We start from the raw sequence: 12,918 nt of genomic DNA on the forward strand, positions 1-12,918 counted from the left end.
GACCTAGTTATATGCGGTAGGATACAGGCATTAAGTTTACATAATATATATTATGTTTAATTAAATCGTATATACGTACAATGCTATTTATCAATAACGTACAGCTTCACATTTTGAAATCCAAAGTCGTTCACAAATGATTTGTTGCCTGGAATAAAGATATCAATCCGCTTTCCTGTAATGGCGCTGCCCTGATCGCGAGCGACAGCTACAAAAGAATGATCCGGCAAACCTGGGTGGGAATAGCCTGTAACCAGCACTTTCGTGCCCATCGGAATGACGTTCGGGTCTACCGCAATTGTACCTAGTTTAAGCGGATTGCCGTAGTAGTCCACTGCTCCCCATTTACCATTCTCGTCGGCTGCGGCAGAATACGCTGAAGCCTTAACGTCAACTATTTTGCTATAGTTGAATGTTTTGCCCCACGCTTCAATCGTTGGCCCCTCATTCGCTGGTGCTTTCTCCGTAAGAAGCTGCGGCTTCGAATCCGAAGCTGCCTTCACACTTTTTTCGCCAGGCACCTTAATTTGCAGACCTGCATATATATTGTTGGAAGCAATGTTTGGGTTCGCCTTCGTTAGCTCGTCTACCGATACCCCATAACGTTGAGCAAGCAAAAAGAAGGTATCGCCCTCTTTGGCAGTGTGAAGCGAAGCAGCAGCCGCTACTCCAGCTGTCTGTGTCAGCCCTGCAATAGCTGCGGCAAGCACCGCAAATTTCATCGTTTTACCAATATGTTTTAGATGTTTCAAAGATATGTACCTCCTCTGTTATGCCTGCGAAGTTAGCTGTCGGATTCGGACTCAGGAGAAGCCCTATGCTTGTGCAATTCACCCCTAGGCATATTCCACATCGTCTTATGACGTATCGGAATGACTGCCGTTGTTACGTCCCCCGCACTTCCCATAGTTTGGACCCAGCATTCAGTGTTTGTCTTAACCGCATGCTGTCCCGGTAAGTTTTGGCTTACTGCATAATATCACAATTTTGTAACCTTATCCGCATGAAAATGTTGGTAACCTTGAATATCATACTATACTCATTACAATTTTGTCATCAAGAAATCGATATTTGTTACGAAAGTATGGGGAAATGGTGACAAAAAGAAAAAAGGCTCTCCGTCAAACGGAGGGCCTTTTTTTATAGATTATATCAGCACTTTCTTACAATACTTTGGCAAGAAAATCACGGGTGCGATCATGGCTTGGAGTGCCAAATACCTGCTCTGGTGTACCTTGCTCTACAATTTGACCGTTATCCATAAAGATAATTCGATCGCCTACCTCGCGGGCAAAGCCCATTTCATGCGTCACGATTACCATTGTCATGCCGCCTTCGGCGAGCTTCTTCATTACATCCAGAACCTCTCCAACCATTTCAGGGTCCAATGCAGAAGTCGGCTCATCGAACAGCATTACGTGCGGCTGCATGGCCAAAGCACGCGCAATCGCAATACGTTGCTTCTGTCCTCCGGATAGCTGGTTCGGATAGGTATTCTTCTTATCCTCAAGCCCTACGGTACGCAAGAGTTCTAGCGAAATTTTTTCCGCTTCCTTCCCTGACTGTCTTCTAACCTGTGTTGGGGCAAGTGTCAGGTTCTGCAACACTGTTTTATGCGGGAAAAGATTAAAATGCTGGAACACCATCCCCATCTTCTCCCGGGTTACATTAATATTATGGCCACGAGCTGTAATCGGCTCGCCCTCAAATAAAATCTCCCCGTCTGTAGGCTGTTCCAACAGATTCATACAACGCAAAAACGTACTCTTCCCCGAACCACTGGGGCCGATGATGACGACAACTTCACCTTTGGCAATATCTATATCAATGCCTTTTAAAATTTCATTCTTACCGAACGATTTACGCAGTTGTTTAACGGTGATCACTGGCTCTCAACTTCCTTTCCCATAAACCCAGCAGCTTAGACAAGCTGAATGTCATTACAAAATAAATAGCGGCTGCGATTACGAACGGACTTAATCCTTCGTAGGTGATGTTCTTAATGACCTGGGCCTGATACATAATATCCACCATCCCAATGGTCGAAATAATGGAGGATTCTTTAATGATCGTAATAAACTCATTACCGATAGCAGGCAAAATAGATTTAAACGCTTGCGGCAAAATGACATGACGCATAGCTTTACCGCGTCCCATACCCAACGAACGAGCAGCCTCCATCTGTCCACGGTCTACTGCCTGGATACCTGCCCGGAAAATTTCAGCCAGATATGCTGAACTATTCAGAGACAATGTGATTATACCAGACTGGAGTGGGGTAAAATTGACACCCAGCGTCAAAGCAACCCCGTAGTGAATGATCATAAGTTGTACCAGCATAGGTGTGCCACGCAGGATCTCCACATAAGTGGTACCTAACCACTCAATGATGCGTATACCGCTCATCCGCAGCAAGGATACGATCAGACCAATGATAAATCCAAACAGTACTCCGAGTGCAGACAGCAACAGAGTGTAGCCGATACCCGTAGCGTAAAAACTGCGGTATTTCCAAAAAATATCTACGATGTTATTAGAAGAAACCTGTCGATCTGCAGAGAGCGCGCTCGCTTCTGTGGAAAACTTCTCAATCGACCCGTCCGCTTTCAGGCGAGCCAACGTTTTATTTACAGAGGCAAGCAATTCTGCGTTCCCCTTGCGTATACCTACTGCTGTTTCTGCTCCGGCATCCTCAGGCACCGCCTTGGCAAGTGTTACGGTACCATCTAACGTGTATCCTTTAGCAACCGTATCTTCGATCACAACAGCGTTGATACGCTGGGTCCGCAGCTGGAGTACCAGATCGGATATTTTGTCCAGTGAGGTTACAGTGGCATTGGGTACTTTTTGAGCAATTTCTTCCTGAATACTCCCTTTTTGTGCACCAATCTTCTCGCCTTTCAAAGTATCCATCGTAGGATATTTGTCTTTATCCTCTGGACGTACCATAATGACTTGCTTGGAGCGATAATATACATCTGAAAAATCAATGCTCTTTCTCCGCTCATCCGTCGGTGTCATACCGGACAGTACCAAGTCTACACGACCACTTTGCAAAGCAGGCAGCAAAGAGTCAAAACTCATGTCCTCAGGGACCATCTCCGCATCCAAATCTTTGGCGATTTCTTTGGCGATATCCACATCGAACCCAACAATGGTATCCTTACCGTTAATGACTTTATGAAACTCATACGGCGGAAAGTCGGCACTCATGCCCACTACAAGTTTTTTCTGTGGCTTTGCTTCCGTTCCGTATGCAGTGAGCATGGGAAGGCCAGTCAACAGCAAGATAACCGCCGACAAAACCAGGGCGGTAAAACGATATGCCTTTTTCAATCTTTTTTTCTCTCCTTAAATTCTTTATAATAAATAAGATTGTGTCATTATAAATGAATATGCATGATTATGCAATGAATGTTATAGTACAATTTCAGCATACCTAACGCAGTACCTACATTACAGTTTATATAAAGGAGTTTTCAGCATGGATTTTAAGCAGACCATTCAAAAGACAATTGAGCAGCATGCCCCACGGTTTAAGGACATTTCGTTATATATTGGCGCAAATCCTGAACTTGGTAACGAGGAATTTCTGGCCGCTGCCCGTTTAAAAGAAGAACTGGTTTTTCACGGTTTTGAGGTCCAGGCACCCGTATTGGGCATAGAAACAGCCTTTATTGCAACTTACAAATCTGCAAAACCCGGACCGGTTGTCGCTTTTCTGGCAGAATATGACGCTCTGAAAGGTCTAGGACACGCCTGTGGGCACCATTTGATATGTATGATGAGTACAGGTGCTGCCGTCGGCCTCAAGTCGATCATCGACGAAACCGGTGGAGAAGTACGGGTATATGGCACACCTGCCGAAGAAACACGCGGTGCAAAGGTCCCGATGGCCGCTGCCGGGTTGTTTGATGATTGCGACATAGCACTTATGACGCATCCTTATGACTGTTACGAAAAATCAGGCAAATCGCTGGCGATTGATGCTGTACAATTCGAATTTTTTGGTCAATCCGCCCACGCGGCTGCCAGCCCGCACGAGGGCATTAACGCGCTGGACGCTGTAATTCAAACGTTCAATGGCATCAATGCGTTCCGTCAACAAGTAAAAAGTACAGTGCGTATCCATGGGATCATTAATCAGGGTGGGCAAGCAGCCAATATTATTCCTGATTACGCCTCAGCCCAATTTTATGTGAGGGCCGCTACACGTCAAGAACTGAACCCGCTGACTCGCCGTGTTATTCAAATTGCTGAAGGAGCTGCTTTACAGGCCGGGTGTCGTTTGGAGACCTCCAATTATGAGACATCTTATGATGAAATGGTCACGAACCGTGTACTTTCCGATGCATTTACCGCAAATTTGGTGCAGGCTGGCATTTCGCAAGAAGATATAACGGAAGGTGAAGATCACGGTTCCATGGATATCGGAAATGTATCGCTTCATTGCCCTGCTATCCATCCGTACATTCAAGTTATTGACGAGAAGCATGCCTTGCATACACCAGAATTCCGCGATTTGGCGATGCAGGACCGGGCCATGGAAGGAATGCTGCTGGCTGCGAGAACCTTGGCATGGACTGCTTGCGATGTAATCACGAATCCTGAACTGCTAGCCCAAATAAAAAAAGAATTCTCTCTGCTGAATAACGAAAGCTAAATCTTAATTCCGTGTTCTTTCAGAAAGGAGCAGCCAGCCATCATGGATAGTATGAGCAGCTTTTGGACGTTGTTTATTGTGGTGGACCTCATCATTTTTTGGTTTATATTCCGTGCAATACGCAGGAACCGGGGAAACAGAAAAACACGGCGCCGGAATGCTTTTTTCCTCAGTTCCCCTTCTCCTTCGTCCATTGCGCAGGAGCGTCATCCAGAGATTACAGAGCTGATGCAGCTACTGGAGCAATCCATTCCCGCCTCCTATGCTCATTGCGTAAGGAGTCGTGTAATGGAAGCCCACCCAGAGCTGACGGACCAAGAATATGATTGGCGCTGGCATGAGCTAAAACGATATTTTATGCTATGCGCGATTATGAATAGAGTGCCTATGTTCAGTAGTGATGTGGATGAATTATGGCACGAAATGTTGATGTTTACCCGCGAATATCAGCAATTCTCGGAAGCTTTTTTTGGTCGTATGCTTCACCATGTGCCCCATTCCGGCGGCTCTAAGCCGATGCCTGAGGAGCGGGCGTGGTTTGACTGGTTGTATGTGGAATGCTTTGGCTGGAACCGCTATAGCGCCAGTTTGTGGGGTACTTTTTTTAATCATCCATTACCGAACGACGAGCTTTCGCGCTATTATAAACTCGCAACTTCGGCGCAGCCAGCAGGTGACCGCTGGAATACACAGGAGAATACAGCCATTTCACAGCAGGCCCAACAAGCGGTTCATAAGATTGTACAACATCTGCGCGACCGGGTGAATAAAGCGGTGGATGATCCTGAGGGGAAGCAATTGCCTAAGGTCAACTATTTACAGGTCGACTATTTATTATTAGCTGTTGTGTGGTATTCATGGTATCAACCTGAACAATTTGCCGTACACATGCACCCTGATGCTACAGGTAATGCCGCATTAGCTAGCTCATCCGGCTGTAGCTCGGCAAGCGGTTGCTCGAACTGGGATACACATCACTCGCACCATCATTCCTCCCATGACAGTTCTCATCATGGAGGCTCTTCTCACCATGATTCAGGCGATTCTGGTAGTCATTCTTCGTGTAGCAGCGGCTCTTCATGTGGAAGCAGCTGTGGTGGCGGGGGCGACTGATCATAGCAAAAAGGGAATTCCTCAGCCAAACACTGGCTAAAGGGATTCCCTTTTTCATTAACATGACTATGGTGTTCCTACTCTGTTCAGTCCGTCTTTGTTAGCAAATGGTAAATATCCATATACGCTTTAGCTGAAACATCCCAACTATATTCTCCTGCAAAAGCCGTCTGTGTAAGTTTCGACCAATGCTCAGATTGGCGATAAAAATGAACAGCACGACGAATAGTGTTCAGCATATCATGTGCATTGTAGTTCGTGAAACTAAATCCGTTTCCTTCCCCTGTGGACTCATTGTAAGTCTGCACAGTATCGTTAAGACCCCCTGTTTCTCGCACAATAGGGATACTTCCATAACGAAGCGCCAGCAGTTGGCTGATCCCGCAAGGCTCAAACCTTGATGGCATAAGATACATATCACTTGCCGCATATATTTTTCGTGACAGAGGTTCGCTAAAAGCGAGCTGCGCCGACATTTTCAGTGGATAGCGTCCCGCTGCCTCACGAAACCAATGCTCAAAAGCCGGATCCCCTGTTCCCAGCACGACAAACTGGATATCATCATAATACAGGATTTCATCAAGCACTCTCGTTACCAGATCTAGCCCCTTCATATCTACAAGCCGGGTTACCATGGCAATCATAGGTACGTCTGGCCGCACCGGCAGACCCAACTCCTTTTGCAGGCCAATTTTGTTTTCCTTTTTCTTTGTCAGACTCGTGCGGTACTTCGTATAAATACGATTGTCCGTGGCAGGATTGTAGCTTTTGGTGTCAATTCCGTTCACAATCCCTGTTAAGCGACCCTGATCTCCCAATTTACGAAGCAGACCCTCCAGCCCGTATCCGTAAAATTCTGTTTGAATCTCCTCTGCATAGGTTGGACTCACGGTCGTGACATGATCCGAGTACGTAAGCCCACCTTTCATAAAATTCAGTCTGCCATGATACTCCACACCCTCGGGGGTGAAATAGCTTCCATCCAGGTTGAGCAGCTCAGTTAAGACCTCATATGGAAAATCCCCTTGATACAGCAGATTATGTATCGTAAACACCGTGCGAATATCGCTGTAGAAGGGCAAATGTCGATAATCGGCATTCAGAAGCAGCGGAACCATTGCCGTATGCCAATCATGACAATGCAAAATATCCGGCCGAAAGTTCAGTTCAGGCAGCATTTCTAAAATCGCCCGGTTAAAAAAGGAAAAACGTTCGCCATCATCCATATAACCGTAAATACCGTCACGACCGAAGTAATACTCATTGTCTATAAAATAAACCTTGATTCCGTCTAATGTCAGTTCCTCTATTCCGCAATATTGATTACGCCAGCCTACGGCTACTTGCTTCACCGCTACCGGACGCAGAGACTTTTTATAAGTATCGGGAATCCCCGCATATTTAGGTAAAATGATTCGGACGTCGCACCCCGCCTGACGAAGTGCCTTCGGCAATGCGCCAATGACATCAGCCAACCCGCCTGTTTTAATAAATGGATGTGCTTCTGCTGCCGCAAACAAAATGTTCATATGTGCTTCCTCCTTATGTGTTTAATCTGCTTTTTTAGGCCTCCGAGGCGCTTTCTTGAGTACAACGATGCTTAAGGGTGGTATGGTCACCTCCAAGCTGTGAAGCTGTCCGTGGCAAGGAATGGAGGCGGTCCGTATCACTCCGGTATTTAGCTGGCCATTTCCCCCAAAGTCCTTATGATCACTGTTCAGCAGTTCGATATAACTCCCGGCCTTTTCCAGCCCAATTCGGTAGTTCTCTCTGGGCACGGGCTGAAAGTTAATTAGCACGACCAGTGTATCTCCCGGCTTTTTACCTTTACGTAAATACGTAATTACGCTCTGCCCACGGTCCTCCGCTTCAATCCACTGATATCCATCCCACGAATGATCCAGTTCCCATAACGCCTTTTCCTGAATATACAAATGATTCAGCGCTTTCGTATAAGCGTGCAGCGAACGGTGACTGTCATAATCCAGCAGAAACCAGTCAAGCTGCTCTTCATCCTTCCATTCGATGAATTGGCCGAATTCCCCTCCCATAAATAAGAGCTTTTTGCCCGGTGAGGTGATTTGGTAACCGAGAAGCGCTCGAAGCCCGGAAAATTTTTGCTCATAGCTACCTGGCATTTTATCAAGCAGCGACTTCTTACCATGAACAACCTCATCGTGCGACAACGGCAGTGTAAAATTCTCGCTGTACGCATAAGCTATGGGGAATGTCAGCAAATTATGGCGCTCTGGCCTTTGATCGAAATCCGTTTCGATATAATCAAGCGTATCGTTCATCCAGCCCATATTCCATTTGTAATTAAAACCGAGTCCTCCATCGCTTACCGGGGAAGTCACCATCGGCCAGGCACTGGACTCCTCTGCCATCATCAGAGCATACGGATAATAGCGGAATACTGTTTCATTCAGTTGTTGAAGGAAGGCAATAGCCTCCTCATTTTCAATGCCTCCTTTAGAGTTAAAACGATATTGACCGTCCTGCTTTTCAAAATCCAGCCGTAGCATACTTGTCACAGCATCTACGCGCAGGCCGTCAATATGGTACACATCCATCCAGAATAGCGCATTAGATATCAGGAAAGAACGCACCTCCGGCTTACTGTAATCAAACGTCAGCGTTCCCCAGCCGGGCTTTTCCGCAATCAGCGGATCCGCGTATTCGAACAGGGGCGATCCGTCAAACAGCCTTAATCCATGAGCATCTTTTGCAAAATGGGCTGGAACCCAATCCATCAGCACTCCGATTCCGGCCTGATGGCAACGATCCACCAAATACATAAAATCATGTGGTTCTCCATAACGGCTTGTGAGTGCAAAATATCCGGTAAGCTGGTAGCCCCAGGAAAGATCATACGGATGCTCACTCAGCGGCATCAGCTCAATATGTGTATACCCCATATCGGTCACATAAGGCACAAGAAGCTCAGCTATTTCCCTGTATGTATAAAACGTACCATCTTCTTTTTGCTTCCAAGTGCCCAGATGAAGCTCGTATATGTGCAGAGGCTTTCCATAAGGTGCTCTACGTTTTCGGCGCCAAATCGCATCGTTCCAAGCATAACCATCTATAGAAGCTACCACAGAAGCCGTTGCTGGCCTCACTTCAGCACGTACCGCGTAAGGGTCTGCTTTCAGAAATCGTTCACCGTTTGCACCCGTAATGTCGTATTTGTAAAAAGTTCCTTGGGATATCCCCGAAAAAAAACGACTCCAAAAACCGGATTTGGGAACCCTATATAAGGAATCCTGTTCCCCATTCCAGTTGTTGCGATCTGTAGCAAGCCCGACATGGAGAGCATGAGGAGCCCAGACCGTAAAGCGGACGCCCTGTTCTCCGTTCTCCACAGTAAGGTGGGAACCCAAAGATCGGTAGCTGTGATAAAGCGTTCCTTCATGAAACAAATAAATATCTTCCGATGAAATAGCCTGTTGCGGAAGAGTTTGGTCTGTCATCACGTCACCACCCTTATATGTTTTGTAAGTAAAAATGTATGAATCGGTAATGCATTCGCTTTTGGGTCAAAGCTGACTTGAGTTATTACCCCATTCTAGCCACATTGAACAGAAAAATGACTAGGAAAAAAATAAACCTTAGTTTTGGGGGAATCTTATATACCTTATGGTTTCAAGAGTACCCCATACCGTTTATGTATGTACTACACTGACAACTAAACCGGGAGGGAAACGAAATGTTTAATAAAGAATGCATTGCCATGCTGCTGGCAGGCGGAGAGGGACGCCGTCTTGCTCCCCTTACTTCAACGATTGCAAAACCCGCCGTACCTTTTGGCGGTCATTACCGGATCATCGATTTTCCTCTCAGTAACTGCGTAAATTCAGACATTGATACTGTAGGTGTCTTGACGCAATATGAGGCAGAATCCTTGCACGAACATATCGGGGATGGAACACCATGGGGTCTTACAAAAACAGATGACAAGGGAATTACCCTGCTTCCATCTTATAACACAGGTAACGCTGAATACTTAGGAACGGCAGATGCTATTCATAAGAATATCGAATATATTGACAGCCAAAATCCGGAGCATGTGCTTATTTTATCCGGTGATCATATCTACTATATGAATTATCGTGAAATGCTGAACTACCATAAGGAAAAAGGAGCTGCGGCTACCATTTCTGTCATGGAGGTACCTTGGGATGAAGCACACCGTTTTGGTGTTATGAGTGCCGATGAAGATCTGCGTGTCACAGAATTTGCAGAGAAGCCGGAGAAACCGGAAAGTAATTTGGCCTCAATGGGGATTTACCTTTTCAAATGGGATTACTTGAGAAATTACCTGTTAGAAGATGCACAGGATGCTCAATCCAGTCATGATTTTGGTAAAGATATCATCCCTAAAATGTTGGCGGACCAAGAATCCTTGTACGTTTATGAATTCCAGGGCTACTGGAAGGACGTAGGTACCGTTAAAAGCCTATGGGATTCACACATGGATTTGTTACACGAAGATTGTGCGATCGACCTTCAACGCAAGGACTGGCCGATGTATACACGTGAACGCCGCACGAGGTTGAGCGCACAAAAGGTACCTAACCGTCAAACACAACCATTGGGCAGCTTGTTGCATGATTCCTGCCAAGTAGAGGGCCAGATAGAACGCTCCGTTGTATTTAGTGGTGTCGAGGTAGGTAAAGGTTCAGCCATTAAAGAAAGTATCGTTATGCCTGACACACGCATTGGACGTAACGTCCATATTGAACATGCGATTATCGGTGAAGGTGCTGTGATTCGCGATGGTGCTGTCATTAAAGGTAAACCGGGCGAAATTATGGTCATCGGACCCAATGAAACGGTATTTGGTAAAATGGCGGTACGACCGCAAACTACACGTATGCTGAAAGAAGCTTACGAGCGCAATACACGCTTGCGTGCCGAAGGTTTTACTTCATAACGTTACCCCAAATTAAAAACAGCCAGCCCTCCCGATTTGAGAGGACTGGCTGTTTTTCTAATTACACCTATAAGTAGGCTTTAAATCTGTCCTTCAGTAAGTTGTGATGGTTCCACGGATTGCTCTGCTTGCAGAGCAGGTAATGAAACCGTAATGGTAGTTCCAGCCCCCAGTTCACTTCTGATGAGCATCTGACCATGATGGCGCTCGATAAACTGTTGCGAGATTGCCAATCCCAGTCCAGTACCACCGTTTTGGTGGTCTACCTGGAAAAAGCGGTCTCTGACTCTGGCAAGGTTTTCAGCACTAATTCCAATCCCTGTATCTTGTACGGATATCTCGATATTGCCATCAATCCGTTGTAGAGACAGAAAAATAATCGAACTTTCATGCGAAAACTTGATAGCATTATCCACAATGTTCAAAAACACCTGTTTTAGACGGTTACCGTCTCCATGGACGAGATATGCCGTTTCCTCCGAATCCAGCTGAAGTTTTATCTGCTTCATTTCTGCCTTGGCCCATACGTTCAGCATAATTTCCTGTAAAAGCTCCCGTAGATCCACCGTTCCCATCACAAGCTTCATGGCATTTTGTTCCAACTTGGAAAAATCGAGAATTTCCTCCACCAAGCCAATCAGCCGATCGGTCTCCTTAGAAATAATCTTCATCCCGATTTTCGTCTCTTCCGGGTCATATCCGCCAGAATTTAACGTTTCACTCCAACCCTTAATAGATGTAAGTGGAGTACGCAATTCATGAGATATGGATGAAATAAAATCATCCTTGATTTGATTTGTTCTGACAATTTCCTGTGCCATATAGTTCAGAGTCGAAGCCAGTTCACCCAACTCATAACGATAATCGCCTTCAATGCGTGCATCAAACCTCCCCTGAGCCATCTGAGCAGATACATCGCGGATATTATTAATCGGTCTAACAATGGAATTCGCGAGCCCTGTGCTGACTACAAATACAATAACCAGCACAGCTGCCATGATGCCAAGAGAAAACAGCGTAATCGTAAACAGCTTATCATTTACCAATTCCAGCGAAGTCGTATACCGAATAACATACACCTGGTCTCCGACGATATTGTCCAGTTTTTGAGATACCGCCATCACCTGCTGCCCCGTACTCGGTTGCTTTCCGATCCATTTGCCTGTATCTCCAGCTAATGCTTGTGTGACATCACTTGTTTGCACACTTAGATCTGCTGCAAAATTCGTCGAGTTATCAATTACATTTCCCTGTTCATCGAGCAATTGCAGTTCAGTGAAGGGCAGAGAAAATGTATTTAACAAATACGATTGCAAAGACTGTTCCGGCTCTTTGAATTTGGGTGCAAATTCACTTACCGATTCGATACGGCTTTCGATATGTTTGTAAATGGAGTCGTAATAGTACGACCGGAGTGCAAACATAAAAATGACTTCTACTAACAGAAGCGCCAAGAACACTACGAAAAAATAGTGAAGCACAATCTGTCGGCGAATCCCCTTTTTGATCATTGAGACTGACCTTTCCATTTATATCCATGTCCCCAGACTGTTTGTAAAAAAGCTGGCTCGGAAGGATTGTTTTCAATTTTCTGCCGCAGACGTCGGATGTTCACATCCACAATTTTCGGATCGCCCATATATTCCTTGCCCCATACGTGGTCAAGTAGAACATCTCGGCTGAGCGGCGTGTTTTCTTTTTCGAGAAAAAATTGAATCAAGGAAAACTCAGTCGGTGTCAACTCGATCAGCTGCCCGTTCTTCTTAAATTGCTTAGCAATCAAATCTAGCGTGAACGGTCCGGATTGGAAGGATACTTTGGCTGCTGTTTCACGATGTACATTCACCCGACGCAATAACGATTGAATACGTGCAATCAGCTCCGTCGGGCTAAAAGGCTTGCTCACATGATCATCGGCCCCTACAGACAAGGCATACACCTTATCCTGCTCCTGTACCTTCGCTGTGAGAAAAATAATGCCGATGCGCTCATTCGTTTCCCGGATTCTCCGACAGACCTCAAAACCATCCATACCAGGTACCATTACGTCGAGCAGTGCAATATCAATATCCCGCACCGTGTTCAAAATATTCAGAGCCTCATGCCCTTCCGACGCCTCCAACACCTCAAAACCGTTACGCTTCAAGTTAATGACGATAAAGCTGCGAATGGATTCCTCGTCTTCCATGATTAAAACTTTACTCAC

The 12,918-nt window shown here is 45.8% G+C and carries 10 protein-coding genes and 1 riboswitch; of the genes, 3 read left to right on the forward strand and 7 right to left on the reverse strand.

Annotation, left to right across the window (positions count from 1 at the left end; genetic code table 11):
• Nucleotides 1-83 precede the first annotated feature (83 nt).
• The 3 genes from NLX78_RS03655 to NLX78_RS03665 form a co-directional block, all read right to left on the reverse strand.
• Nucleotides 84-752 (reverse strand): 3D domain-containing protein, encoded by a 669-nt coding sequence (locus NLX78_RS03655; RefSeq protein ID WP_254349633.1) that lies wholly within the window; start codon nucleotides 750-752, stop codon nucleotides 84-86.
• 6 nt (nucleotides 753-758) lie between these two features.
• A riboswitch (cyclic di-AMP (ydaO/yuaA leader) is annotated at nucleotides 759-932 on the reverse strand.
• Between the two features lie 231 nt (nucleotides 933-1,163).
• Nucleotides 1,164-1,886 (reverse strand): amino acid ABC transporter ATP-binding protein, encoded by a 723-nt coding sequence (locus tag NLX78_RS03660; RefSeq protein WP_061828246.1) that lies wholly within the window; start codon nucleotides 1,884-1,886, stop codon nucleotides 1,164-1,166.
• Nucleotides 1,873-3,336, reverse strand: a complete 1,464-nt coding sequence (locus NLX78_RS03665) for an ABC transporter substrate-binding protein/permease (RefSeq protein ID WP_165176986.1) — start codon at nucleotides 3,334-3,336, stop codon at nucleotides 1,873-1,875. Before NLX78_RS03665 ends, NLX78_RS03660 begins: the two co-directional genes overlap by 14 nt.
• A gap of 148 nt (nucleotides 3,337-3,484) precedes the next feature.
• Between NLX78_RS03665 and NLX78_RS03670 the strand changes: the two genes are divergently transcribed.
• Nucleotides 3,485-4,663 (forward strand): M20 family metallopeptidase, encoded by a 1,179-nt coding sequence (locus NLX78_RS03670; RefSeq protein WP_250261217.1) that lies wholly within the window; start codon nucleotides 3,485-3,487, stop codon nucleotides 4,661-4,663.
• 51 nt (nucleotides 4,664-4,714) lie between these two features.
• A complete protein-coding gene (locus NLX78_RS03675; RefSeq protein ID WP_254349634.1) occupies nucleotides 4,715-5,776 on the forward strand; it encodes a glycine-rich domain-containing protein in 1,062 nt (353 codons plus the stop codon).
• An 86-nt stretch (nucleotides 5,777-5,862) separates the two neighbouring features.
• On the opposite strand, the gene glgA is transcribed toward NLX78_RS03675, so the two are convergent.
• Both glgA and glgB read right to left on the reverse strand, forming a co-directional pair.
• Entirely contained in the window at nucleotides 5,863-7,305 is a 1,443-nt protein-coding gene (gene glgA, locus NLX78_RS03680) for a glycogen synthase GlgA (protein WP_254349635.1), read from the reverse strand.
• Nucleotides 7,306-7,326: 21 nt separating this feature from the next.
• On the reverse strand, nucleotides 7,327-9,249 hold the full coding sequence (gene glgB, locus NLX78_RS03685) for a 1,4-alpha-glucan branching protein GlgB (RefSeq protein ID WP_254349636.1): 1,923 nt from the start codon (nucleotides 9,247-9,249) through the stop codon (nucleotides 7,327-7,329).
• Nucleotides 9,250-9,485: 236 nt separating this feature from the next.
• On the opposite strand from glgB, the gene NLX78_RS03690 reads away from it, so the two are divergent.
• Entirely contained in the window at nucleotides 9,486-10,712 is a 1,227-nt protein-coding gene (locus tag NLX78_RS03690) for a glucose-1-phosphate adenylyltransferase (protein WP_254349637.1), read from the forward strand.
• 80 nt (nucleotides 10,713-10,792) lie between these two features.
• On the opposite strand, the gene NLX78_RS03695 is transcribed toward NLX78_RS03690, so the two are convergent.
• Together NLX78_RS03695 and NLX78_RS03700 are read right to left on the reverse strand one after the other, a co-directional pair.
• Entirely contained in the window at nucleotides 10,793-12,223 is a 1,431-nt protein-coding gene (locus NLX78_RS03695; protein WP_023988959.1) for a sensor histidine kinase, read from the reverse strand.
• Nucleotides 12,220-12,918 carry a response regulator transcription factor gene (locus NLX78_RS03700; protein WP_007432526.1) on the reverse strand — a complete coding sequence of 233 codons (699 nt, stop codon included), beginning with the start codon at nucleotides 12,916-12,918 and terminating at the stop codon, nucleotides 12,220-12,222. Before NLX78_RS03700 ends, NLX78_RS03695 begins: the two co-directional genes overlap by 4 nt.

The sequence above is a fragment of the Paenibacillus sp. Lou8.1 genome, from assembly GCF_024213565.1.
In the GTDB taxonomy this organism is placed as follows: domain Bacteria; phylum Bacillota; class Bacilli; order Paenibacillales; family Paenibacillaceae; genus Paenibacillus; species Paenibacillus polymyxa_B.